The following is a 24264-nucleotide window of genomic DNA, read 5'->3' on the forward strand; positions in this document are numbered from 1 at the left end:
TGGCGTCGGGCGGCGTATGCGCCGGTTTTTATCTTAGAAGGGCTAGGCTTCGATGAAGAGCAGCGGGCCTACTAGGGGCTCGTCCTCGTCGGGCTCCATACCGGTTAGGCGAGCGAAGTCGGCCGTAGCGCTTGGCGTGGGCGCGAAACCGTATTCGGCCGCGTTTTCGGGAACTATGATAAGGTAGGCCGGGCCACTAGCGAGCGTCTCGCCGGGGATGGACGTTCCTAGCAGCTCAGCCAGGACTGCGTCGGCGGGCGACACACCCAGCGCCAGGTGCTGGCCGGGAGTCTGGTGCGGGGAAAGCGCTGCTAGTTCGGTGGCCGTAAGGGGCCGCGGGGCGGTGCTGGGCAGGTGCAGGGTAGCGTACATGGAACGGAATAAAACGAGGTTAAAGGTCGGTTAGGGACGCGGCTGGCGCGGGCTGGGCCAGCAGGCGGGTGTTGTAAAAGCGAACGTTGATCAGCAGTAGCAGGCGGACCTCTTTGAGGCGGCGCACCTTTTGAGCCGTGAACAAGGGCTCGAATTGCGCCTGGCTGCCTGGGCAAACTTGCAGGCGGCAGGCGGCGTCGGGGCTGGGGCCGGCCACCCATTCATAGCTATAGCGGCTTCGTGAACCGTGTACCTGTTTTTTGTAGTTAAATTATTTATTACCACCAGGTGAGTCGCTCTATAAAGAGATACGTTAGCCACAAAACCGCTATAAACTGAAAGCGCTCGTCCCTACTGCTCAGCCACGCGGCCAGCGGAGCCGCCAAGTTACGCGGGCCCTTGGGCGCGGTTGAATGGTAGGGGGCGCGGACTTCCATTACTGAAACAGGGACTGAAGCGTGGCGACGGGCCGCAACTCGGCGGGCACCTTAAACTCGGGTAAGCCCGCCTCTACCAAATCGATTAACCAGGGCAAGTCGATTTTGCGGCTTTGGCGCACGGCCGTGAGCTGCGCCGACGAGGCCTCGTGGCCACTACGCACGAGCCTGTCAATAGCCGTGGTGGCGAGGTCCTCGCACACCAGCGCCATTAGCTGGAAGTACTTCTGTTTTTCAGTAGTCAGCGGAAGGTGCATGGCGTGTTTGACACGATTCCCATCATCCGTGCTTTATTGCATGGGCGTTGTCACGACATGACAAACATACAAACATTTTGAGTGCATGTATCTCATATTATGAGATACATGCACTCAAATAGTCTACAAATAGTAGATAATCAGCGCCATGGTTTTACATGCCTAAGCAGAAAGATGAAAGGGTCCGCGGCCCCAAGACTGAACTTGACGAGAAATTTCTGTCTGTAGCTAGGCAGGTCATGAAGGCTAATGGAATAACCTCAGATAGAGCAATTAGCCTTGCTCTCGGCAGGAAGGCTGATTTTATCAATCGAGTGAGCCACGGTGCTCAGTCGGCTACACCCGAGGCTTGGGATACATTGTTAAATAACTATCCAGAGGCCCGCAACATCACGAACACCAATGTCATGTTCAAAGGTGGTGGCCAAGCCATCGGCAACGTGGAAGGCGACGCTAACTACACTATCGGCGATTGCGAAAAGGAGCGCGACACCTATAAGAACGAGGTAGAGCAGCTACGGCTTCAGCTCGCTGCCAAGGATGACCTACTGGCGGCCAAGGATACGATTATTGCCTCAAAGGAAGAAACTATTAACCTGCTGCGCGCCAGCTATAACCGACCTAATTAAGTACTATGAAAGGCTTCGTTGAAATACCTACCCAACCTGTGGGTGGCACTCCTACAAGTGGATTCTCCTCTACGCTCGTTGCTATAGATGCCATTGCGACGGTCTCAGCACACGGGCCAGATACCTCACGCATTGTTTTAAAGACAATCGGACTTTATCCTACTGGCATCATGAATGATACACTTATAGTAGGCATGACTTATCGCTTCTTAAAGGAGGAGTTGGAGAAGGCAATCGGCTAGCTCTCAACAATCCATATACGCCACCTATAATCCGCCTAATCAGCTCATTCACAATGGAACTCAAATCAACAGAAGCCCTAAGGGTCTTCCGGGAGAAGGGGGTTGAATGGCTGCGCCACGCAAATACCGTCCGGACCGTGTGCACCTTTTTTAGGAGTGGACGCCTGTTGGCACGCGGCGTCATTCACGAGGCAGGACTAGACCAAACAGCTCAGCAATCCGATAGAAAAGACCGTGCCCTGGGTGTATGGTACGATTTGTTTTTTGATGCGTCGGATATGCACGAACTACTCAACCAGCGCAACATTTACGGCCCTGTGCTACTCGAATTTGATTTGTCCTTATTAGAGCAGGACTGGTTACCATTCGTTTGGGTAACCAAAACCAATCCCATCCACTGGGATGTAGACACCCCATCAAACGAGCGCTGGTTTACATCCATTGAGGAACTAGAAGCAGGTTACGACCCACGGGACCCAGGACATCACATCGTGCTGCGTAATGTGGCGGGCACCGTTCGTCTGAAGCCTTATCTACGCACAATAATCGTCGATTATACTCAGCGCTTCCCTTATGGAAGCGCGCAAACTAACTATTCTAAAATGGCCGTAGCGTCATTTCTGGCTGCTGCAAAGGAAGGAAAGGTTGGCGCGTCTAGCATAAAGCTAAAATATCGCGACCACTCGGCAACTGCGTGTCAATGCACCGCACAGTATCAGAGCCCGAATATGAGATTAGCTGTGGTGAGAGAGTTTTTTGTCGATGAGAATTCGCCCATTTAATCGAACCATACATCGTCGGCTGCAAGAATCTCATTTGTTATCCGGTGCAGTGTAGCCCCTCTTTCACTCTTTTTCAACTCACATTCCCACACAAGTACCACCCTCCACCCTGCCGCTCGCAGTTCAGCTTGAGTACGTTGGTCACGCTCTTGGTTGTAAGAGAACTTGGCCTGCCAGAAGTCCGCGTTAGCCTTTGGTGGCCTCCCACCCCGCAAACACGCTGCCCCATGCCCATGCCAAAAGCATCCCTGCACGAAGACGACCGCCCGGTATTTGGGCAGCACTACGTCGGGCTTGCCCGGCAGGCTTTTGTCGTGCAGCCGATAGCGGAAGCCCGCCGCGTGCAGGTACTGGCGCACCACGAGCTCTGGCGTGGTGTGTTCGCTCTTCACCCTGGCCATGCGCCGCTGGTCTTGCGGCGTCGTGCTAACGATGAGCGAAGTGCTAGGAGACTTTGTGCTTGCTTTTACTGACGGCGAACTCACTACCTACATACAAAACAAACTTGACTTATGTCCCCCACTCCCACCCCTGAATCTATTGACCCCGCAGTAGCTGCTGCTGGCGAAGCCGCCGCTCCAGCATCGACTAAATACAAAGTGACCATTTCTCGGCAGACCGTCGATAAACTGGGCGTTAAAATGTACGACCGGGCCGCCGCCGTAGTGGCAGAGCTGGTAGCGAATAGTTACGATGCCGACGCACAATTAGTCAAAGAACCTGTTTAGGAAGGAGGTAGCGGCGAGCAAAACGCAAAAACTCCCACAAAAGCGAGAAATTTGAGGTGCGACCCATCTCCTTTCTCTCCTTCATGGAAGTCCTGACCAAAGATATGATTATCCGCTGGATACTGCCTCATTTGCCCACCCGCACGGGTGGCCGGCGGCCGGCTGCTGACCCGGCCGAGGTCGTTGGAGCCATCTGCTACAAGCTCAAAACTGGCTGCCAGTGGCGGTGGCTGCCCGTCAGAAGCCTGTTCACGGGGCCGCCATTAAGCTGGCAGGGGGTGTACTACCACTTTAACGCCTGGGGCAAGCAAGGAGCCTGGAAAAATCTGTGGCTCACCAGCTTGCGCCTGCATCGACGCCGCCTCGACTTATCCAGCGTCCAACTCGATGGCAGCCATACGCTGGCCAAGAATGGCGGGGCCGCTATCGGCTACCAAGGCCGCAAGGCGGGCCGCACCACCAACGCCCTGTTCCTGGCCGACAACCAGGGCCTGCCGCTGGCTGTGGCCACGCCCCAGGCCGGTAACCAGCACGATACGTTCGAGTTGGAACGGGTGTTTGCCGAGTTGTGCGACTTACTCGAAGCCGCCGAGCTGCGCTTGGAAGGCTTGTTTTTGAATGCCGACAAAGCCTTTGATGTCAGTAGCTTGCGCCAAGCCTGTGCGCGGCGCGGCATCGAAGCCAACATCCCACGCAACCGGCGCTCAGCCGACTGGCAGACCGATGACGACACCCCCCTGGACCCGGAACTCTACCGCCGCCGCCTGGTCATTGAACGCCTCAACGCCTGGCTCGACGGCTTTAAGGCCCTGCTTGTGCGCTACGAAACCAGCTTGCAAAACTGGCTGGCTCTGCACTGGCTAGCCTTTACCGTACTACTACTGCGCAAAATTGCCCCGCCTACTTCCTAAACAGCTTCAAAGTGTACGTTCCTGGCGGCCAGTGGCTAGCTCGGAAGGAAAACGGCAAGCTCGTGCGCGACACGCCGTGGGAAATAATCATTGAGGATGACGGCCACGGCATGAGCACGGAAGAGGTGAACGCCTTTTTCTTGACGATTGGTGGGGAGCGCAGAAATGACAGAAAGAGAGGTCCAAAATCAAGGGTGTTTGGCCGTGATGTCATGGGTCGCAAGGGTGTAGGAAAACTAGCCCCCTTCGGCATTTGCGAGAAAGTAGAAGTATGGACGGCTGGCGGTGAATCCATTAAGGGTGATGATGGAAAGGAGTACTATCAAGTATCGAACTTCATCATGGACATCAACAACATCATGTCGCCCACCGATGCCCCTTATTACCCCGACCTAGGAAAAGAAGATGGGACGCTAGCTGAGCATACGGGCACCAGAATTACGTTGGCCGATTTTGCTCGTCGGCAAGTTCCCGAGATTAAAAGCATGCAGCGTCAGCTCGCACAACGATTCGGCATTACTAGCCCAAACTGGCGTCTTGAGCTGTACGATAACGCAGCCGGCGACACGACCGCCCATGAGGTCGGCAAGTTCGCCGTCAAGACCATGAAGCACACGAAAATACGCTTCGAAGCTCCCACTGGCACAGCCAGTGCCGAAGAGGGTAAGTTAGCACTTCGGTACGCCCTCGACCCCGACGGCGAAGAAAACCAAGGCATCGAAGCTGGCTTTACGTACGGTGGCCGGGTTTACCCCATCGCCGGCTGGATGGCCTACTCTGACCAGTCGTACCGAGACGACCTAATGGCTGGCGTGCGCATTTATTGCCGAGGTAAAATTGCCGCTCAAACAAATTTATTCAACAAGAAGTCGGGCTTTACGGGTGAATTTCAGGTACGCTCCTATTTGGTAGGCTATCTAGAGGCTGACTGGCTGGATGAGGAAGAGGACCTTATCCAAACAGACCGCAAAGACATTTTATGGTCTGAAGAACTTGGGCAACAGTTTGAAAAGTGGGGCCAGCGCGTCGTGTCTAGTATTGGTAGCCTCTCTTTGGAACCGATGCGTGAAAAAATGCTGATGGTTTTTAACGATACGTCGGACGTAAACAACCAAATCCAACACGCTTATCCTGGCCCTGAGCAAGGGCAAATCCGTCAGCAGGCTCGGGAACTTGCTACCATGTTTGCCCAACGAATGCGCGAGGACGAGGTGCGCAATCCCATTTCCATTCAGGCAACTATCAATACGGTAATAATGCTGGCTCCGCACATCACGCTGGACGACCAACTACGTAAGGCCGCCGCCGCTGTTGACACGCAGTTCTCTATGGTTTCCGGCATTTTGCAGATAGCGCAAATAGCAGAGCTTTCCTCTTTTGGTAGTATTGCATCGAAGCGAATCGACATCATCGACAAGCTTCATAATTTGAAAGACGACCACACCGTTGACGAAGACCAATTGCAAGCCTTATTGGAAGAGGCTCCTTGGCTAGTAGACCCTCAATGGGCACCCGTTACTTCAAACAAATCGCTTGCTACTGTGCGTAAGCGCTTTGAGGAATTTTATTTCCACAAAACTGGTGAGGAAATATCCCTATCTAGACTCGACAACGATGGGCGAAAGAGAAAACGCCCTGATTTCGTATTGCTCGAGGAGGAGCGTTCCATCCAACTAGTCGAAATTAAAAAGCCTGGGCATGAATTTGATAACACTGATATGGCCAGGTTAGTCAATTACTTCGAGTACATGGACGAGTTCATGAATGACCCAGGCAACCAAAGTTTCTTACGCGGCTACGGAAACAGTTATCAGATTACGCTCGTGTGCGATGGCACTAAGTTGACTAGCGTAAGCAAAAGAGCTTACGAGGAGTTAGTTACCAATGGAAGACTCATCCAACATAATTGGTCCGCTTTCTTAACGAGAACCCAGCGTGTGCATCGCGACTTTATTGAGGAGGCGCAACGCCAAAAACTATTCGTTTCGCAACGCATTCATCCTGAGGTTCCAATGCTAGATATAGCACAAGTAACTGCTGCACTGATGCCTCGGCCCCAGACTGACGAAAGTGCCCCTAATGTTATCACTGACGAACCCATAGCGTAATTTTGGAAATGTTTTTAGTTCGCCATGCAAGCTGTTAGCCTTTTTTCCAACTGTGGAGCCGGTGATGTTGGCTACCGCCGAGCCGGCTTTGGCTTCAAAATCATGGCCGAGTTGGAGCGCCAACGTTTGGAAGTGTGTAAGTTGAACCACCCCCGTGCCATTGGCATCGCCGGCGACCTGCGCAAAACCTGGCGCGACGTCGTAATGGATTGGTTTTTCCGGCGGACCCGCACCGAGCGGCCCGATTTGCTCTGCGCCTGTCCCCCCTGCCAGGGCATGAGTTCGGCCCGCTCGGGCATGGGCCGGGGCGACAACCCCGAGCATGGGGCCCGCGACCAGCGCAACCTGCTGGTGGAAGTAGTAGCCGACGTCATTCAGTGCCTGCGCCCCCGCATGGTGGTGCTCGAAAACGTGCCGCAGTTCCTCACCAAGCTCGTGCCGCACCCCGAAACGGGCCGGGGCATTTCAGCCCCGCGCCTGCTGCTGGAGCGCATTGGAGCGGAGTACTACTTCTTTCCCGTCATCGTAGACTTGGCCGACTACGGCGTGCCTCAAACGCGTAAGCGCTGCTTCATTACGCTCATCCGGCGCGGCGAGCCGGCACTGGATGCCCTCATTGCGCAGGGCCTTACGCCTTTTCCGGCTCTCACGCACGCCGGCAACCGCGTCAGCTTCGGGCAGCACTTCCAGGAGCACCCCCTGCCCCCGCTCGACCCGCGCTGGGACCACACCGCCACCACGCCTGGAGACCGGCTGCACTCCGTAGGCCGCTGGGCCGAAGACGACCGCCGCTACCTTATGACGGCTGCCACAGCTCCGAACGGTGGCAGCGCCTGGGACAACACGCAGTGTGAAAGTAACTGCGACAACTCCCAGCAAGTTATTGGTCCTAACGACCACGCGTGCCCGCAGTGCGGCCAACCGCTATTACGGCCCATCGTGCGCGAGAAGGATGGCACGGTGCGGCTCATCAACGGCTTTCGCAGCTCTAGCTACCGCCGCATGAGTGAACACGCCGTCGCCTCCACGGTCACAACGGCCAGCGGCCACCTGGGCAGCGACATCAACATTCATCCCACAGAGCACCGCCTGCTCAGCGTGCGCGAGTGCGCCCGGCTTCAGACCTTTCCTGACGATTTTAAGTGGGGCGAAGTACTGGCTAAGGGAGCACTGGGTAAAATCCGGCAGATGATTGGCGAAGCCGTACCACCACGCTTCACTGAGCTGCATGGCAACGTGTTACGGCACTTACTACGCGGTGAAATCCCGCCCGTAGCGGAAATGATGCCCGCCAACCACCGGTGTCACCAGCGCGGCGTTACAAAGTTTGGCGTTACCCAGCAGCTACAACTAGCCCTAGCTACTCCTCCTGCTGACGATTGCACGGCGTAAGCCTAGCCTACCTAGTTTTAAGCCCAGCGCGTGAAGACACTCTCTTATGCGCTGGGCTTTAATTTACCCACCGATAGAATTAACCTACCAGCTGCGCCTCAACCGCCTGGCCAGCGACAGCACCGCCCAAATCTAGCTTACCACCTGGTGGGAGGGCCACTGCCTGCGCCTAGGCACCGGGGTCGTGGTGAGGCCCGAGCACTGGGACGACGAACTGCACCAGGTACGCGCCCAGCGCGGCACGCCCCACGCCAGCATTAACCCGCGCCCACGAGGCCGCCGCGGCCGCCCTGGAAACGGCCCGCAAGCTGCTCAAGGACGAACTCAAAGCTGCCGTGGACATGGCCCTGCCCCTAGCGTCCGTCGTGGTGCAGGCCAAATGTCGAAGCTTTTTCATTCCCCTGGCAGTCGCAACCCCTGCTCATAATCTTCCAGCGGCACTGAGCTACTGAAGCTAGAATTAACGAAACAAAAAAGCCCCGGCCGAAATGGCGCGGGACCCTTTTAGTTCTATATGTGCCACAGCTCTACCCCGTCCAGTGAGGTGGTCTAGCTAGGCCAGACAGAACTGGGACGTGGTTTTAAGTTGGGTTTCGAAGTGGTTGGGTGAGCAGTAGCCGAGGGCGGAATGCCGGCGTTCGGCGTTGTAGTAGGCGATGTGGTGACTGATTTCGAGCTTGGCTTCGGCCAGGCCGGGGAAGTAGCCGCCGTCGAGTGGTTCGGCCTTGAAACGGCTCCAGAAGGATTCGGCATGGGCGTTATCGTAGCAGTTACCCCGCCGGCTCATGCTTTGCACGGCGCCGTGTTGGGCAACCAAGGCTTTAAAGCGGGTGGCCGTGTACTGGCTGCCTTGGTCGGAGTGCACGACGAGCCCGGCCGGGGGCCGGCGCACGGCCAGGGCGCGACGCAAGGCCTCGCTGACCAGGCCCTCGGGCATGGCGAGAGCGCATGTCCCAGCCCACAATTTTTCGCGAGCAGCGGTCGAGCCAGACGGCCAGGTAGAGCCAGCCGCCGCCCTGGCGGGGCAGGTAGGTGATGTCGCCCACCCACACCCGGTTGGGGGTGGTGGGGGCAGGCTGGCCCAGCAAGCGGTTAGGCGTGGCGCGCACGGCCGGGTCCGAATCGGTGGTGCGCGGTACAAACGAGCGCGGCTGCTGCGCCCGCAGGCCGTGGGCTTTGAGCACGCGGCGGATGCGCCAGCGGCCCACGGCGTGGCCTTGGGCCTGCACTTCCGCCCGTAACCGACGAGTGCCGTAGCGCTGGCTGTGGTAGGCAAACGCTTCGCGCACGGCCACTTGCCAGGCTGGTTCGGCGGCCGGCAGCTGGGGGCGGCGCTGCCAGACTTAGTACGCGGCCGGGGCCACGCGCAGCACCTGGCAGAGCTGGCGCACGGGCACGTGGGCGGCGCGCTGGGCGATGTGCTGGTAGGTGCTCACCGGGTCGGTTGGCCGAAGATGACCAAGGCTTTTTTTAAAATATCGAGCTCCTGCTCGGCGCGCTTCAGCCGGGCGCGCAGGGCCCGGACCTCCGGGTCACGGGCCACTTCCTCACTGCCCACTTCAGCCACGAGCTGCGCTTGCTGCCAGCGGTAGAGCAGCTTGGGGCTGATGCCCAACTGCCGCGCGGCGGCCTGCGTGCTGCGGCTCTCGCCGGCCAAGCGCAGCGCTTCGGCCTTGAAGTGACCTTACCCCAGTGAAAGGTCCGCCAGCATTCACACGGCGAAAGCTTTCTAGGAAATAGTATCAATCCGCACACACCTCTGCCACTGGGCGAGCCAATACGGCAGCGTGGGCAACCTCTAATTGACCCGATTCGGTTCTGTGAGGTGGTCGGGTAAATGTGGACAGAATAGGGTCTTATCTTTCGAACGTCATGAAAGACAGCCCCCAACCTAGCAAACGCCGGCGTTATGATGCCGCCTTCCGGGCCGAAGCCCTGCGCTTGGCCAGTGAAAGTCGCTCAACCCAGGCCGCAGCACGCGCCCTGAATATCGACACCAAACGCATTTATAAGTGGCAAAAGGAAGTGCTCACACCACTGGCCGCCGCTCGTGGGACGGAACTGGACCCAGCCACCGCCGCCGAGCTGCGCCAGCTGCGGGCCGCCAATCGGCGGCAGGCGCAGGAGTTGGAAATTTTAAAAAAAGCCATCGCCATCTTCTCACAGACACCGGACCAATGAGCCGCTACCGTTTTATCGAGGCGCAGCGGAACCAGTACCCCGTGCGGCTACTCTGCCAGCTGGTGGAGGTACCGGCCAGCGGCTACTACGCCTGGCAACGGGTTCAACAGCAAGCAGTAAATCGGCCAGAACCAGCTTGGGAAACGGCGCTGCTCAAGGTCTTCGGGGTCCATAAGCGCTGTTATGGCACGCGCCGCCTCCAAGTAGCGCTACGAAAAAAGGGGCACCGGGTGGGTCGTCAGCGCCTGCGGGCGGCCATGCGCCGCCGGGGCCTGCATGCGCTCCAGCCGAAAGCGTTTACGCCGCGCACCACCGACTCGACGCACGGGCTGCGGTGCGCCCCGAACCGGCTGTTGGACCAGCCCAAGCCCACGCAGGCCAACCGCGTCTGGGTCAGTGACATCACCTACCTACCCTTGGCCAACGGCGACTGGGCCTATCTGTGCGCTTTTCAGGATATGGCCAGTAAGCTGGTAGTGGGCTGGCAGGTTGGGGCGACGATGCCCGAAGAGCTGGTGACCAGCGCCTTACAAAGGGCCTTTTGGGCGCAGTCGCCCATGCCGGGCCTCCTGGCTCACTCGGACCGCGGTGGGCAGTACTGCGGCAACGCCTATCGGCAATTGCTGCACGACCACCAGGCGGTGCGCTCGCAGAGCCGACGTGGCGACTGCTATGATAACGCGCAGGCCGAAAGTCTGTGGTCCCGCCTTAAAACGGAGGTCCTGGAAGTCCGCGAGCGGCCCGTTTTTGCTGACCTAGCGGACGCACAGGCCAGCGTCGCCGAATATTTTGACTACTACAATCACGAGCGCCTGCATTCCAGCATCAACTACCAGACACCCTATCATACTCATCAACAGCTTCTTCAACTTAATGCCCTAAACTGTCCAGCATAATCGGACCACCTCACTGCACCCTGTCGGCTCGCGATAGAGCGCGTAGAGATAGGCACCGTGCGCTAGCGGGTGGGCATCAGGAATTGTGGCGAGGTACTGCTGCGCCTGCATGTAGAGGCCATAAGCACTTAGCCCAATTTCTAGCAGGTCGGGCGTGGGTAACAGGTCGGCCTGCACCTACTCGTCAAGTTCAGCGAGCACGCGTCCGGCGAGTAGCTGCTGGTCGGCTTCGCCGAGCTGAGCCAGCTTTTCGGGCGCAAGGTCAGGCAGGACAACCGCAAGCGAGAGGGCGCCGGGTGTTGCCAGGGCTAGGTATTGGGCTAGGTGTATAGTCCCAGGATGTGATGGAGGGCTTTTTACGACCGAACTTCGCCAGCACTTATGGGACAATTACCTCACGGCAGCGCCCGCACAACGCCGGCAGTACGACGCAGCATCCAGCAAAGTCAGGAAAGCGCACAAAGCTTAGCGAAGCGTTATGGGGTCAATGTGAAGACGGTGACCAAGTGGCGTAACCGGCGCACGAGCACCGACGCGCCGATGGGGCCAAAGCCGGTTTCCACCGTCCTTACGGCCGAGCAGGAAGCCGGCGCGGTCGCTTTTCGCCAGCAGACCCAACTACCACTCGATGACTGCCTCTACGCTTTGCAGGAAATGCGCCTAAGCATTTGGGACCATCCCGCAGCTCTCGCGTTCGGCCCTGCACCGCCTCTTCCAACGCCACGGCATTAGTCGCCTACCGGCCCCGGCCCCAGCCGAGAAGAAAAAGAAATTTAAGGACTACCCGATTGGCTACCTGCACGTGGACTTTGCCGAAGTGCATACCGAAGAAGGCCGCGTCTACCTCTTCGTCGCCATTGACCGCACCAGCAAGCTGGCCTTCGCCGAACTCCACCCCCGCGCCACGAAACTGCTGGCCGCCGACTTTTTGCGCCGGGTACTGGCCGCCATCCCCTACAAAGTGCATAAAGTACTGACTGACAATGGCACTCAATTCGGCAACATGCCCCACCAGGTGTACGCTTGGCGGCACATTTTTGACCGCGTCTGCGACGAGCACGGCATCGAGCACCGTTTTACCAAGCCCGCTCATCCTTGGACTAATGGGCAGGTCGAGCGCTTTAACCGCACCCTGAAAGAGGCCACGGTGCGCCAGTATCACTACCAGACCACGGCCCAACTCAATGAGCACCTGCAAGCCTTTTTATTGGCTTATAACCACGGTAAACGCCTTAAACGGTTACGGGGCAAAACCCCGCACGAATTTATTTGCCAACAATGGCACTTAAACCCGACTACTTTTATCCGTGACCCCACCCACCTCACCCTGGGACTATACACCTAGAGTAAGCTCAGCCCAAGAAATGGGTAGGGTAATAGCAGGGCTCTGCTGGTCGGTCATGTTGCTAGAAATAAGTTCGTTATTTCAAAGCTATCGACTACTTTTAGGTACTCCTAGGATGAGTGGGTCTTTTGTGGCACAGCGCCCAAACAGGCACAAAATAGCCTCTGACTTAGCCTGCCTGAGATTCAGTGCTAGCACCGAATTCTAAGCTGTGATCAGGTAGTACGTTTGAGAAAATATCTTTTCGCAATATGAACCGCCTTATTTCTTCCTCCATTCTGGTAGCATTTTCAGCCGCTGCTTTAGTTGTCAATGCACAAGCGCCGGCAACTTCTAATAGTCTTAATGATTGTTTTGGAGAGAAACGCGCTATAAAGATTGATCGGAATATGCCTTACATACTTGTAAAGCTGGGTGATGCTGAAGGCGAATTTGTAGTAGACTTTGCTAGTAATGTGACATCTATAGACCCAGCAGGGTTTAAGCAGGGAATAAAACCAGTGCCAAATAATGGAAATTCTATATCATATGAATTTTCATATTATTTTGATAGATTTGATTTCTTTGGTCGTACTGGTGCAGTCAAGCTTATTGCCAGAAAAACGACAGTTAATAACACCGACTTACAACAAGCTGGAATACTAGGCACGGATTTCTTTATGGAGTTTGTCTTTACGTTAGACTACGTAAATAAATTCTTATATAAGTCAAAAAAAGAAGCATTTTGCACTGACGAAGCCTTGATGAAAGCTGGTTTTAAACCTGTATCAACAGACGGTTATTATGCGGATAACTTTAGCCGACTTAAGGATCCTGCTACAACTATCAACGTGCCAACAGTCCCTGTCAAAATAGGTGGTATTACAGCTATCGCGCAACTTGACCCAGCTTATGACGATAGCGTTTATCCGCATACCGTTAACGTGAACCTTGCATTTTTTAACGCAATTAAGTCAGCCGGTATTCCTCTAATAGAAGTAAAAAATATAAATTTGACTATGTGTAATGGTAGTAGTGATAAGGGTACTGCGTACCGCCTCGGGCCTGGTTATGATTTTGAAGTAATAGGCGTTGATGGCAAACCCGCATCAGTAGAACACAATGCATTTATTTTTGTGAAGGATGGCACTACCTCGCAGGGATGTTCGGGTATTGGTACATGGCCTAATGCAGCAGCTCAAATCGGAGCTTCGTTTTTAATTGGCTATAAACAAATAGTTTTTGACCCCTTTAGCTCTAGAGTATGGTTTGCTGGCTCTACTGAGCCAAAACAACAGAACCAGCAATACCCGATAAGTGAGCAACAATTAAAAAATCAGCAACTGGATACACCAAGGCAACAAAAAAAAATGCAACGAAATCTTTAATGTGATACGTCTTTCCTAATAAGTCAAATATCAATTCATCTGCCATGAAAAAGACAATTGCTTTCCCGTTCCTCTTTCTCTGTCTACAGCAGACGCACGCGCAAGCAGCTCAGCAGGCACCACAGCAAACGGCGCCTAATACAAGCACAAATGTGAGTACCGTACCTCAAGGTGTACCACAGCAATCAACTGCCAATCAACATACATATATGCGCAGTGGGGAAAAGCATGGGAATCGGGAAGCTAAAAAACATTTGCCAGGTCGGAAAAAACATAGCTAATAAGCGCCAGAGGTAGTGTCTCTACCCCGCCCGAGGTGAGCACGCACGGCACGTGCCGGTACGCCGCGCCCTGGGTGGGTTGGCTACTGGCGGCGTGGCGCAGCAGGCGGTGGTTATACGCGTTGCCAGGTACCGAGAACTCGGGCGAGTAATCGGATTGTATCGACTCGAGCTTGGTGCGGTCGTTAGCTTGTAACGTGGGCAGCAGCTGCGTCTCGCTGTCGAGGTCGAGGCGCTCGCCGGCCAGCCAGATTTCGTTGGCGGTGGTGCTCATTGGCCCTGCGCGTAGGCCAAGCGCGCAACCGTCATCGCTATCGACATCTCAATCCGGCCCACACCTATGCGGCGCACGGGGGAGCTGCCGCTGTTTAGCGTCACCGGCACTCACTCGGCACCTAGTACCGGCTGGTATCACATCTGCGGGCTAGTCCAGAGCGTGCTCAGCCTCTCGGCCAGGCAGCACCTGTGAAGGCTCCACTGCTGGGTGTAATGGTAGCACGCGACTCGCCGCGCTGGCTGTAGCGCCACTGGCCGGTGCCCACCTTGTTGTAGCTGGGGTTCTTGTTGCAAAAGGGCGGATTTACACGATAAGAAATTAATGACTTGATTCAGTGAGTATTGTCAGCAACCCTCCTTTGTATTATCAGAAAGGAAATCCTTTTTGATGAGATTGGCATACCCGCTGGATTGTTTGGAATCGCCCTTTTCTAGCCTGTTTTTGGGCTACCCTTTCTGATAAGGAAGCTTAGCGTGTAAAATTGCCCTTTTGCAAGAAGAACCCCTGCTAGAGGCAATGACAGCTCTTTCCTGGCAATAAAGGGCCCCCAGTGCCTCCTTTTGGGGGTTATGTGAAAATAAATACCCACCAAAAAGCCGCTACGACCCAGCAGGTGCAGCGGCTTTTCGAGGGAGGCAAACCCCGGGTCTTACCCGGCGTCGCCGGACCCAGAAACGGTGGGCTCAGGGGCTTTGCGGGTCCGGGCCGAAGCCAGCAGCCGGCAGGCGTCGCGGTGCAACGCCGTAGCCGCGCGGGTCACCAGCTTGTCCAGTTCCACGCCCGGCAGGGCCCCACCCACCACCACGATGACCGCGAGGCAGACCAGGGCGAGCCCCGTCGTGAGCAGCGCGGCCGCCCGGAACAACAGATGGGCGTAGAACTGGAGCAGGAGCATAGGGCGGGGCGGCAAAAGCAGAAAGGTGAGTTCTTCCAGCGGGCTAAGATATAGAAGAAAAATAGGCCAGCACCCAGGTTCGTGTGGCCGTGTCTACCTGGTTGGCCAGCCTAGCAGGACATGCGTTCAGGAAAACGGTGATTTAAACAGTGGTCGCCTTTTTACATACTACGTTTGAGGCGCGAAGCAAATAAGTCTGGTTACGAGTACCTTGAGTACCAACAAGCGCAGCCAGGGTGAACAAGTCCGCTCTTTACATGGGGCTAACCCCGTAGTTCATGTCTCGACCCACCCTGGTCAGTTTTGACAGCCTGGATAGTTCAACTGGCCAACCCCGCGTGTAGTATGTTAGGCCCTAAAACTGGCAGCGTTTGACTTTTTTCCCCCATCTCTTTTCCCCTGTCTATCATGAAGATGTATATTGGAATCGATGTAGCCAAGGACACGCTAGCCGTAGCCTTGCCGCAGACCGCGACGAGTTGGAAAGTGCGCAGCATTGCGAATGCGCCGGACGCGATTCGTAAGCTAATCAAGGAGTTGCCTGACCAGGCGCAGGTGGTGCTGGAAGCCACCGGCTCGTATTCCGTCCTGCTGACCTATTTGCTTTGCCAGGCGCAGGTGGTCGTTTCGGTCATCAATCCGAAGCAAAGTCATCATTTTGCCCAGTTGCAGCTGGCGGTGACCAAAACGGATGAAAGCGATGCCGTGCTCTTGGCCCGGTATGGGCAGCTGGTCCAGCCCCCGCATTACACGATGGAGAGCGACGTCTTGCTGCGGCTCAAGCAAAAGCGGACGCTACTGCGCCACTATAAAAAACAGCAGCGTTCGTTAGCCAATCTCCAGCACGCTTTTTCGCCCTTGCCGGTGCAAGACGCGCAAGTAGGGAGCAGCTTGCAACAGGTGCTCAGCCACTTTCAGACCGCCATTACCGAGGTCACGTCCGAGTTAGAGCAGTTAACCAAGCAGCATTTTCCCGACCAGTTGCGGCGGCTGACTTCGATTCAAGGCATCTCTACCACGATTGCCACGGCCCTGATTGAGGTGACCAGCGGTTTTGCGCAGTTTCACTCCGCGAAAGCATTAGCCAAGTATATCGGTGTGGTACCGGTCATTTATCAGTCGGGCAAGTCGCAGGTAACCAAGGGTATCTGTAAGACCGGCGACCCGCACTTGCGCGGTATGCTCTACATGGCTTCCTGGTCCGCCATTCGCTACAATAAGCCCTGCCAGGAATTATATCAGCGCTTGAAAGCGGCGGGCAAAGCGCCCAAGGTGGCCCTGATAGCCGTCGTCAACAAGCTGCTTCGCCAGGCATTTGCCGTCGTCAAGTTCGACCAGGATTTTGATCCCAACTATCAGCCTGTTTTACGCCCACTTCCTTGCTTTTTAACATAGTTCATGAACTGTGTTAAACGGCCGAGCTTTAAGCAGGGGATTTAGCAAAATCAGCTTGGTAGGGCACGCCTGATTTGATGATAGCAAAGGCTTGTTTAAGGAGCTTGTTGCAGACGGCAATCAGGGCCACTTTGCCGTTTTTACCTTTGGCCACGAGGCGCTCATACAGGGCTTTGCAGGCGGCGTTCGACTTCTTGGCCGAGAAGCTGCACACGAATAATTTACCGCGTAATAAGGCCCCACCCATCTTGGTAATGCGCGCTTTGCCGCGCACGCTGGTTCCCGAGGTGTGCTCGCGTGGGGAGAGGCCCGCTTTGGCAATGAGTTAGCGATAGTTATCGAGGCGGGTAAACCCACCCGCAAACAAAAGCAACATCCCCGCCGTCTTGCGGCCAATGCCGGGAATGGATTGTAAAAGCTTCATTTCCTGCGCAAAACGCTGCTCAAGCAAGGTCAGTAATTCGGCTTCGAGCGCTCGAATCTGGTCGTCGAGCAGTTGCCATGTTTGCTGAAGCCGGTTCTGGGCAATCGGGCTGACAATAGGTTGTTGCTGTAAGGCTTCTAACGAATTGGCTACCATTGTTTTCTGCTTTATTAACTGTTCGGTTGCCTACTCTAGTTGGCGACACTCGACCAGGACTACTTCGTCTGGCTGCCAAGCCTTGACCGATTGCTGCTGGCCGTAGCGCAGTAGCCACTGGGCATCTTTGCGGTCAGTCTTGCCCTTACCCAGATGCATCTGGATAAAGCGCTTGATAACCAGCGGATTTATGACAGCCACTTGTCCACCTTGTTCGTGCAGGTGGTAAGCCAGCGCCAGGTAATAGGTACCGGTGGCTTCCATAACGAATAGACACTGAGTACCACAGACTTGCAGTAGGTGTGTGAAGCCAGGCTTATCATTGCTGACTTCGAGCTGGTGCAGGTGGGCGCCGCGCTGATAGCAGACGGCTAAGGTGGCCTTGCTCACGTCAAGACCTACAACTGGGAGAGGAGCAGCATACATGGACGGGGAGAAAAGGGGGTGAAAGGAAGCACCTACAAAAAGGAGTCTAGGGAAGCTTTTTCTATCCTAATACAGGCTCTACTGGCCTACTGGAACTGTCCAAAGTAGCCCTAGAAAAGAGTGGTGATTGTCATGTAAAACGGGCTCGGGCGCCCTCTACTGCAAAGAATCTTGTTCCACCCTTTTCCTTCGTGTCCATCCAAGTTACCGCCGGTGCGTGAACATAGGATACTGTGAAATAACGTTTAAAATATGTAAAAGAGGAGCTTATAATGTTAATTAAACGCACATTCAATAAACGTTACGTGAGTAGCATTAGATGGCATACCGCCTTGGCGCATCTAATGCCTCAAGATATTCATTCATACTAAACTACCTCACTAGACGGTGGCCGGTCTTTTGCCACAGCCGTGAGCCTTCCGGCGGGGCATCGCCGCTGGGGCCATCAAACTAAGCCGCCGCCCCGGGAGTTATAGCTTGCTATCGCCCTTTCTACGCCGCGCCGTTCCCGCATGAGACAGTTAAAAATCAGCAAGCAGATTACCAACCGCGAAAGCCAGTCGCTGGACAAGTACCTGCAGGAGATTGGCAAAGTGAGCCTGGTGACAATCGAGGAGGAGGTGGACCTGGCCCAGCGCATCCGCGAGGGCGACCAGATGGCCCTCGAAAAGCTGACCAAAGCCAACCTGCGCTTTGTGGTATCGGTGTCCAAGCAGTACCAGAACCAGGGCCTGACCCTGGGCGACCTCATCAACGAGGGCAACCTGGGGTTGATTAAGGCGGCCAAGCGCTTCGATGAAACGAAAGGGTTCAAGTTCATCTCCTACGCCGTGTGGTGGATTCGTCAGAGCATCCTGCAAGCCCTGGCCGAGCAGAGCCGCATCGTGCGCCTGCCTTTGAACCGGGTGGGCTCGCTGAATAAAATCAGCCGCTCGTTTGCCGAGCTGGAGCAGAAGTTTGAGCGGGAACCCTCGCCCGACGAGATTGCGGAGCTGCTGGAGTTGACGACCTCCGAAGTAGTGGACACGCTCAAAATAGCGGGCCGCCACGTCTCGATGGATGCGCCCTTCGTGCAGGGCGAGCAAAACGGCTTACTCGATGTGCTGGTGGATGAGGCGGCGGACACGCCGGATGCCGGCTTGCTGCATGACTCCCTGCGCCGGGAGGTGCAACGCGCACTCTCGACCCTAACCCGACGAGAGGCCGACGTCATTACGCTCCATTTCGGGCTCAATGGCCACGCCGCGCAAACGCTGGAGGAAGTCGGCGCGCAATTTAGCTTAACCCGCGAGCGGGTCCGGCAGATAAGGGAGAAGGCCATTCGCCGCCTCAAGCACACCTCGCGCTCGCAGTCGCTGAAATCGTACCTGGGCTAGCCCCTTTGTCAGTTTCCCTTTGCTAAGAAGACCAGTCTAAGCTGGCGCCTGACAACTCCAGCAAAGGCCAGGAAGGTGCCTTTTACAAAAGCATCGCTTCAGCAATTATAGCAACCGGGCTTCGGACAGGGAAAACAGGGCGCTACTTCGGCTGGTGTAATAAGGTCCGATAACCTTCGCTTATCGGACCTTATCCCTACCTTCGCATTTGCCTCCAAAAAGTCGCGTATCACTCCGTATTATATAGGCTACATGGAAAACAGTTCGGCCCTCTCGATTCCGGTCAGCTCCTCGTCGGCGCTCGCGCACCTGGCCGAGCACACCAACCGCTACGTCGAGGCCGGGCTGAGCGGCGCGGCCAACACGGCCAAAGCCTACGCCGGGGATTTGAAACGCTTCGGGTTGTGGTGCGCCGAACACGGACTGGAGCCGTTGCCGTGCTCGGTAGATACGCTCGCGGGATTCGTGACGCATTTGGCTGAGATGGGTAAAAAGGTGTCCACCATTCAGCGCCACTGCGCGGCCGTTGCGAAGGCCCATGCATTGCGGGGGATTGATTCGCCCACGGACGATAAGAAGTTCAAGGTGCTGATGGAGGGCATCGCCCGGGTCAAGGGCGTGCGGCAAAAACAGGCCCCGGCCTTTACACTGGCCAATTTCAAGCGCACGGTAAAAAGCATCGATGGCAAAACACTAGCGGGTCTGCGGGACCGCGTGATTTTATTGCTGGGGTTTACGGGGGCCTTTCGTCGCTCGGAACTGGCGGCGCTGAATATTGAGGACTTGTCGTTTTCTGAGGAAGGCCTGATTGTGAACTTGGCCAAGAGCAAGACTAACCAGTACAGCGCGGCCGAGGAAAAGGCCATTTTCTATTCGCCGGATTTTAAATTATGTCCCATCCGCACTCTGGAGGCCTGGATTAAAAGGCTGGACCGTACTACAGGGCCGATATTTGTGTCCTTTCGCAAAGGTGAACGACTCACTGAGCGCCGGCTGACGGATAAGCACCTCAATTTGATTGTTCAGCGCTATTTGGGTTCCAAATACTCAGCGCACTCCCTGCGGGCATCCTTTGTCACCGTGGCTAAATTGGCTGGGGCCGATGACTCTGAAGTGATGAACCAGACCAAGCACAAGACGAGTGAGATGATTCGCCGCTATACCCGCTTGGATAATATACGCCAGCATAACGCGGCTCAAAAATTAGGATTATAAGCCTGCTGATTCAGAAGCTGTTTAGGAAGTAGGCGGGGCAATTTTGCGCAGTAGTAGTACGGTAAAGGCTAGCCAGTGCAGAGCCAGCCAGTTTTGCAAGCTGGTTTCGTAGCGCACAAGCAGGGCCTTAAAGCCGTCGAGCCAGGCGTTGAGGCGTTCAATGACCAGGCGGCGGCGGTAGAGTTCCGGGTCCAGGGGGGTGTCGTCATCGGTCTGCCAGTCGGCTGAGCGCCGGTTGCGTGGGATGTTGGCTTCGATGCCGCGCCGCGCACAGGCTTGGCGCAAGCTACTGACATCAAAGGCTTTGTCGGCATTCAAAAACAAGCCTTCCAAGCGCAGCTCGGCGGCTTCGAGTAAGTCGCACAACTCGGCAAACACCCGTTCCAACTCGAACGTATCGTGCTGGTTACCGGCCTGGGGCGTGGCCACAGCCAGCGGCAGGCCCTGGTTGTCGGCCAGGAACAGGGCGTTGGTGGTGCGGCCCGCCTTGCGGCCTTGGTAGCCGATAGCGGCCCCGCCATTCTTGGCCAGCGTATGGCTGCCATCGAGTTGGACGCTGGATAAGTCGAGGCGGCGTCGATGCAGGCGCAAGCTGGTGAGCCACAGATTTTTCCAGGCTCCTTGCTTGCCCCAGGCGTTAAAGTGGTAGTACACCCCCTGCCAGCTTAATGGCGGCCCCGTGAACAGGCTTCTGACGGGCAGCCACCGCCACTGGCAGCCAGTTTTGAGCTTGTAGCAGATGGCTCCAACGACCTCGGCCGGGTCAGCAGCCGGCCGCCGGCCACCCGTGCGGGTGGGCAAATGAGGCAGTATCCAGCGGATAATCATATCTTTGGTCAGGACTTCCATGAAGGAGAGAAAGGAGATGGGTCGCACCTCAAATTTCTCGCTTTTGTGGGAGTTTTTGCGTTTTGCTCGCCGCTACCTCCTTCCTAAACAGGTTCTCAGTTAATAGTATATGATGACAGCTCTGCTATTTTTATAAGCCGGTCGCTGTTAAATCTGGACATGAAACCTGGAAAAACCACCGGAATCCTGCGCAACAGCTAACCCAACCCAAACTAGTATTTCCTTTCGCCCTAAGACTTTGAAGTGAATTCTACCGCGTGGGTTTAACCGGCCGAATTAATTAGGCACACTATGTATGCTCCGCTGTAGGGTTTCAGAAGCACATCCATCTATTCGGCAGTTGGTCTATTACAGGAATGCCAACTCACAACAATGAACAAATGAAGTATATACTTAAAAAACATCCAGACTTAGATTTCTTTGTTGGTCGTATGGGAGGCAGCATTGTACCCACCAAACAAGACAAGTTCAAACCTGTGACCGGTTACGAATTAGTTATGGAAGAGGAAGATGGAAAAGTAAGCAAAGTCACTGACGAAGAGCTTTACTTAAAGAAAAAAGGGCCTGATTCTACAAAGGATTTTGGTGAGGAACTGAAGCAGCTGATTAGAGGGTCAATGAGTTCTGAACACCCATATGCTAGCGATATACCTGTGGAGGTGCTTATAAGTGTGGATATGAATGCAAAACGATTCAACGAGGTAGATGTCGATAACTTGGCTAAATATATTTTAGATTGCATGACTGGATTGGTCTTTATTGATGATGCACAAGTTGTCAATCTTTATGTTAATAAGGATGTAAATGCGTTCATACCCCTGCACGGCTTCTTCATAGGGGTACGGCAATTGAAGACCAAGGAGAGTTGGTTTAGCAACATCAAATTTGCGTATTTAGAAGAACTCTCTGAATAATAGAAGCGGCGACTGATGCCTCAGTCGCCGCTTCTATTATTCAAATTTCAAAACCTACTTCGCCAGCAGCTCGCGATGGCCCAGGCGCTGCTGGAGGCCAAGGAAGACACGCTCAGCCTCCTGCGGGCGGGGCATAACCGGCCGAACTGACTTTCCAAATAATTTTCTAATATATAATAATATATCTGTTTTCAATAGCAGGGGCCTTTCCGTTTAGTAGCACACGTTTGCGGCTATTGGAATTAGCAAATAAACTAGCCCATTAGTCGTACAGTACAGTATATTAGCTGCGTCTTTGGGAGTTATCATTTTCGCACATTCCGAAAGAATAGGTCAACCATTAATTCAGTTAGATAGCGTACTGATGCCTCTTTTTACCGAAGAACTACTACGTGCTCGGGCTCAGCAAGATATACAATCAACCTCTAAGCTGTTTTCACGTAATATCATAAAGGGATTTATCAATGAGTCTATCAATGAGCAGCTCAAGGATACGAAGATCTATGACATCTTTCTATCTCACAGTACGGGAGACAGCGAACAGATTTGGGGGCTTAAGCGCGAGTTGGAAGATTTAAACTACAGCGTTTACATCGATTGGATTGATGATGCACAGCTCGACAGAAGCAACGTCAATAAAGACACGGCCGATACCTTGCGAAAACGCATGAAATCGTGCAAATCGCTTTTTTATGCCTACTCAGTCAATGCTGCAAAATCCAAGTGGATGCCTTGGGAATTAGGCTACTTCGATGGCCTCAAGGAAAAGGCGGCTGTGTTGCCCATTCGCGCCAATAATATCGGTAACAGTGATGCGTACTCAGGCAGTGAATACTTAAGCTTATACCCCTACATATCAATGGACAATAGTCTACAGGGTATGCCGACTTTGTGGGTTCACGAGAATCAGAAAAGCTTTATAGACTACGATTCTTGGGTTAGACACAATAAGAAACCAATTCAACGCCTCCTTCAAAGATGACACAGGACCAAGCTTCTTTTATAAGAAAATTCGTAGAGCACCTCTTTGAAGGAGATACCGCCATTTTCGCGGGAGCGGGCTTTTCGGTACCTGCTGGCTACGTCAACTGGAGTGAGCTGCTACGCGACATAGCTGATGAACTACGGCTGGACATTGACCAGGAAACCGACCTGATTACGGTGGCACAGTACCACCATACGCAGCGGGGTAGGCACGCGATAAACCATAAGATAGTAGCTGAATTCTCTGAGGAGGCGCGAGAAAGTGAAAACCACCGCATCCTCACGCGCCTACCAATCAGCACTATATGGACTACCAACTACGACCGCGTTATTGAGGATACCTATTCAAAAAACAAAAAGCGCCCCGACGTAAAGTACCGCAACGACCATTTCAGTGTAAACAAATCGAGGCGAGACGTCATCGTTTACAAGATGCATGGTGATGTGGAGGATGCCGATAATGCTGTCATCACTAAGTACGATTATCAGAACTACAACGTGACACATCAGCCATTTATCACGGCTCTTAGTGGCGACTTGGTTACTAAAACATTCCTTTTCCTAGGTTTTAGTTTCACTGACCCCAACCTAGACTACATTCTAAGCCGGGTTCGGCGTGATTACGGACCAAATACTAAAAACCATTACTGTATTTTCAAACGCGTAAAGCTTGGCGACAAAGGTTCAGAAACCGAAAAGCAGTTTACCTACAACACTATTAAGCAAGAGCTTCTGCTAGAAGAGCTCCGTAGAAGCTACCGTATTTTCGCCGTACTCATAGACGATTATCCGGAGATAACTGTGATGCTTGCTGAAATTGAAACCCAGTACAAACAGAGAACGATTTTTATTTCTGGTAGTGCCGCCACGTATGCCCCGCATACCCCAGAGCAGGGAGTAGGCTTCACACACAATCTTGCAAAATCCCTCATCCAGAAAAATTACACCGTCGTCAATGGTTTCGGCTTAGGCATTGGTAGCGCCGTTATCAATGGGGCGCTGGAAGCCATTTACGACGAGCCCACCAAGTACTCAGAAGACCAGCTCGTCCTGCGGCCGTTTCCCCAATTTGCCACTGGCGAAAAGACCCTTGGCGACCTATGGCAGGAGTATCGGCAGAAGATGATAAGCTACGCTGGCATCGCCATTTTTATCTTCGGCAACAAGGAAGTGAGTGGTGAGACTGTGAACGCACCTGGTGTATTGGCTGAATATGATATTGCCGTTAGCAAAGGGCTTTTTATCCTCCCCATCGGGGCTACTGGCTATCAAGCCAAAGTTATTTGGGATAGAGTAAAGGAGAGCTACAATGACCATTCTGCTACATTTTTAGCCGAGCTTGAAAAACTTCAAGATGAAACCCAGCCGCTCGACGCCCTCTTAACTACCATCACCAAAGTACTCACCCTCATAAATAAAAAGTAG

General features: G+C 54.4%; 29 protein-coding genes and 2 pseudogenes. 17 read left to right on the forward strand and 14 right to left on the reverse strand.

The window, feature by feature from the left end:
* Positions 1-42 precede the first annotated feature (42 nt).
* From LC531_RS21850 to LC531_RS21860, 3 genes are all read right to left on the reverse strand, one after another.
* Entirely contained in the window at positions 43-372 is a 330-nt protein-coding gene (locus LC531_RS21850; RefSeq protein ID WP_223654345.1) for a hypothetical protein, read from the reverse strand.
* A gap of 19 nt (positions 373-391) precedes the next feature.
* On the reverse strand, positions 392-589 hold the full coding sequence (locus tag LC531_RS21855) for a hypothetical protein (RefSeq protein WP_223654347.1): 198 nt from the start codon (positions 587-589) through the stop codon (positions 392-394).
* Between the two features lie 219 nt (positions 590-808).
* Positions 809-1066, reverse strand: coding sequence for a hypothetical protein (locus LC531_RS21860; RefSeq protein WP_223654349.1), 258 nt, complete (start codon positions 1064-1066; stop codon positions 809-811).
* Positions 1067-1380: 314 nt separating this feature from the next.
* Here LC531_RS21860 and LC531_RS21865 point away from each other — a divergent pair, with 314 nt between their 5' ends.
* Genes LC531_RS21865 through LC531_RS21875 form a run of 3 tightly spaced genes read left to right on the forward strand, consistent with a single transcriptional unit; the run spans position 1381 to position 2719 of the window.
* Positions 1381-1695 carry a hypothetical protein gene (locus LC531_RS21865; protein ID WP_223654351.1) on the forward strand — a complete coding sequence of 105 codons (315 nt, stop codon included), beginning with the start codon at positions 1381-1383 and terminating at the stop codon, positions 1693-1695.
* A 5-nt stretch (positions 1696-1700) separates the two neighbouring features.
* Positions 1701-1937: a hypothetical protein gene (locus LC531_RS21870; protein WP_223654353.1), complete on the forward strand. Its 237-nt coding sequence runs from the start codon at positions 1701-1703 to the stop codon at positions 1935-1937.
* A gap of 53 nt (positions 1938-1990) precedes the next feature.
* The gene (locus tag LC531_RS21875) at positions 1991-2719 is read left to right on the forward strand and encodes a hypothetical protein (RefSeq protein WP_223654355.1); all 729 of its coding nucleotides are present in this window, start codon (positions 1991-1993) and stop codon (positions 2717-2719) included.
* On the opposite strand, the gene LC531_RS21880 is transcribed toward LC531_RS21875, so the two are convergent.
* Positions 2716-3120, reverse strand: coding sequence for a very short patch repair endonuclease (locus LC531_RS21880; protein ID WP_223654434.1), 405 nt, complete (start codon positions 3118-3120; stop codon positions 2716-2718). The genes LC531_RS21875 and LC531_RS21880 overlap by 4 nt on opposite strands.
* 111 nt (positions 3121-3231) lie before the next feature.
* Here LC531_RS21880 and LC531_RS21885 point away from each other — a divergent pair, with 111 nt between their 5' ends.
* The 4 genes from LC531_RS21885 to LC531_RS21900 all read left to right on the forward strand — a co-directional run bounded on the left by LC531_RS21885 (position 3232) and on the right by LC531_RS21900 (position 7858).
* Positions 3232-3447 carry a hypothetical protein gene (locus LC531_RS21885; protein WP_223654357.1) on the forward strand — a complete coding sequence of 72 codons (216 nt, stop codon included), beginning with the start codon at positions 3232-3234 and terminating at the stop codon, positions 3445-3447.
* A gap of 83 nt (positions 3448-3530) precedes the next feature.
* Positions 3531-4358: an IS5 family transposase gene (locus tag LC531_RS21890; RefSeq protein ID WP_223648922.1), complete on the forward strand. Its 828-nt coding sequence runs from the start codon at positions 3531-3533 to the stop codon at positions 4356-4358.
* An 11-nt stretch (positions 4359-4369) separates the two neighbouring features.
* Positions 4370-6466, forward strand: a complete 2097-nt coding sequence (locus tag LC531_RS21895) for an ATP-binding protein (protein ID WP_223654359.1) — start codon at positions 4370-4372, stop codon at positions 6464-6466.
* Positions 6467-6490: 24 nt separating this feature from the next.
* A complete protein-coding gene (locus LC531_RS21900; protein ID WP_223654361.1) occupies positions 6491-7858 on the forward strand; it encodes a DNA cytosine methyltransferase in 1368 nt (455 codons plus the stop codon).
* 169 nt (positions 7859-8027) lie between these two features.
* On the opposite strand, the gene LC531_RS21905 is transcribed toward LC531_RS21900, so the two are convergent.
* The 4 genes and pseudogenes from LC531_RS21905 to LC531_RS21920 all read right to left on the reverse strand — a co-directional run.
* On the reverse strand, positions 8028-8186 hold the full coding sequence (locus LC531_RS21905) for a hypothetical protein (RefSeq protein ID WP_223654369.1): 159 nt from the start codon (positions 8184-8186) through the stop codon (positions 8028-8030).
* A gap of 225 nt (positions 8187-8411) precedes the next feature.
* Positions 8412-8723, reverse strand: coding sequence for an integrase core domain-containing protein (locus LC531_RS22955; RefSeq protein WP_223654371.1), 312 nt, complete (start codon positions 8721-8723; stop codon positions 8412-8414).
* Positions 8680-9153: a DDE-type integrase/transposase/recombinase gene (locus LC531_RS21915; protein WP_223654374.1), complete on the reverse strand. Its 474-nt coding sequence runs from the start codon at positions 9151-9153 to the stop codon at positions 8680-8682. Before LC531_RS21915 ends, LC531_RS22955 begins: the two co-directional genes overlap by 44 nt.
* Positions 9154-9290: 137 nt before the next feature.
* Positions 9291-9527: pseudogene (locus LC531_RS21920) on the reverse strand (transposase); the annotation flags it as partial.
* A 203-nt stretch (positions 9528-9730) separates the two neighbouring features.
* Between LC531_RS21920 and LC531_RS21925 the strand changes: the two are divergent.
* From LC531_RS21925 to LC531_RS21940, 4 genes and pseudogenes are all read left to right on the forward strand, one after another.
* Positions 9731-10039 carry a transposase gene (locus LC531_RS21925; RefSeq protein ID WP_223654375.1) on the forward strand — a complete coding sequence of 103 codons (309 nt, stop codon included), beginning with the start codon at positions 9731-9733 and terminating at the stop codon, positions 10037-10039.
* Entirely contained in the window at positions 10036-10935 is a 900-nt protein-coding gene (locus tag LC531_RS21930; RefSeq protein ID WP_223654376.1) for an IS3 family transposase, read from the forward strand. Before LC531_RS21925 ends, LC531_RS21930 begins: the two co-directional genes overlap by 4 nt.
* 381 nt (positions 10936-11316) lie before the next feature.
* Positions 11317-12280 (forward strand): annotated as a pseudogene (locus LC531_RS21935) (IS481 family transposase).
* Positions 12281-12531: 251 nt separating this feature from the next.
* Positions 12532-13647 (forward strand): hypothetical protein, encoded by a 1116-nt coding sequence (locus LC531_RS21940; RefSeq protein ID WP_223654379.1) that lies wholly within the window; start codon positions 12532-12534, stop codon positions 13645-13647.
* 243 nt (positions 13648-13890) lie between these two features.
* On the opposite strand, the gene LC531_RS21945 is transcribed toward LC531_RS21940, so the two are convergent.
* Complete coding sequence (locus tag LC531_RS21945; protein WP_223654384.1) at positions 13891-14202, reverse strand: hypothetical protein; 312 nt, start codon at positions 14200-14202, stop codon at positions 13891-13893.
* Between the two features lie 652 nt (positions 14203-14854).
* Positions 14855-15100 carry a hypothetical protein gene (locus tag LC531_RS21950; RefSeq protein WP_223654385.1) on the reverse strand — a complete coding sequence of 82 codons (246 nt, stop codon included), beginning with the start codon at positions 15098-15100 and terminating at the stop codon, positions 14855-14857.
* A 408-nt stretch (positions 15101-15508) separates the two neighbouring features.
* Between LC531_RS21950 and LC531_RS21955 the strand changes: the two genes are divergently transcribed.
* Positions 15509-16495 carry an IS110 family RNA-guided transposase gene (locus LC531_RS21955; protein ID WP_223654386.1) on the forward strand — a complete coding sequence of 329 codons (987 nt, stop codon included), beginning with the start codon at positions 15509-15511 and terminating at the stop codon, positions 16493-16495.
* Between the two features lie 28 nt (positions 16496-16523).
* Here LC531_RS21955 and LC531_RS21960 read toward each other — a convergent pair whose 3' ends face one another.
* The 3 genes from LC531_RS21960 to LC531_RS21970 are packed head-to-tail and all read right to left on the reverse strand — an operon-like array spanning position 16524 to position 17501.
* Positions 16524-16817: a transposase gene (locus LC531_RS21960; RefSeq protein ID WP_223654436.1), complete on the reverse strand. Its 294-nt coding sequence runs from the start codon at positions 16815-16817 to the stop codon at positions 16524-16526.
* A gap of 3 nt (positions 16818-16820) precedes the next feature.
* The gene (locus LC531_RS21965; RefSeq protein WP_223654388.1) at positions 16821-17075 is read right to left on the reverse strand and encodes a hypothetical protein; all 255 of its coding nucleotides are present in this window, start codon (positions 17073-17075) and stop codon (positions 16821-16823) included.
* A gap of 30 nt (positions 17076-17105) precedes the next feature.
* Complete coding sequence (locus tag LC531_RS21970) at positions 17106-17501, reverse strand: IS110 family transposase (protein ID WP_223654389.1); 396 nt, start codon at positions 17499-17501, stop codon at positions 17106-17108.
* A gap of 512 nt (positions 17502-18013) precedes the next feature.
* Between LC531_RS21970 and LC531_RS21975 the strand changes: the two genes are divergently transcribed.
* A complete protein-coding gene (locus LC531_RS21975) occupies positions 18014-18877 on the forward strand; it encodes a sigma-70 family RNA polymerase sigma factor (RefSeq protein ID WP_223654390.1) in 864 nt (287 codons plus the stop codon).
* 252 nt (positions 18878-19129) lie between these two features.
* The gene (locus LC531_RS21980) at positions 19130-20092 is read left to right on the forward strand and encodes a tyrosine-type recombinase/integrase (protein WP_223654391.1); all 963 of its coding nucleotides are present in this window, start codon (positions 19130-19132) and stop codon (positions 20090-20092) included.
* 21 nt (positions 20093-20113) lie between these two features.
* Here LC531_RS21980 and LC531_RS21985 read toward each other — a convergent pair whose 3' ends face one another.
* Complete coding sequence (locus LC531_RS21985; protein ID WP_223648922.1) at positions 20114-20941, reverse strand: IS5 family transposase; 828 nt, start codon at positions 20939-20941, stop codon at positions 20114-20116.
* 356 nt (positions 20942-21297) lie between these two features.
* Here LC531_RS21985 and LC531_RS21990 point away from each other — a divergent pair, with 356 nt between their 5' ends.
* The 3 genes from LC531_RS21990 to LC531_RS22000 all read left to right on the forward strand — a co-directional run bounded on the left by LC531_RS21990 (position 21298) and on the right by LC531_RS22000 (position 24264).
* Complete coding sequence (locus LC531_RS21990) at positions 21298-21855, forward strand: RusA family crossover junction endodeoxyribonuclease (RefSeq protein WP_223654392.1); 558 nt, start codon at positions 21298-21300, stop codon at positions 21853-21855.
* A gap of 295 nt (positions 21856-22150) precedes the next feature.
* A complete protein-coding gene (locus tag LC531_RS21995) occupies positions 22151-22837 on the forward strand; it encodes a TIR domain-containing protein (RefSeq protein WP_223654393.1) in 687 nt (228 codons plus the stop codon).
* The gene (locus LC531_RS22000) at positions 22834-24264 is read left to right on the forward strand and encodes an SIR2 family protein (RefSeq protein WP_223654394.1); all 1431 of its coding nucleotides are present in this window, start codon (positions 22834-22836) and stop codon (positions 24262-24264) included. Before LC531_RS21995 ends, LC531_RS22000 begins: the two co-directional genes overlap by 4 nt.

Source organism: Hymenobacter psoromatis (assembly GCF_020012125.1).
Lineage (GTDB): Bacteria > Bacteroidota > Bacteroidia > Cytophagales > Hymenobacteraceae > Hymenobacter > Hymenobacter psoromatis.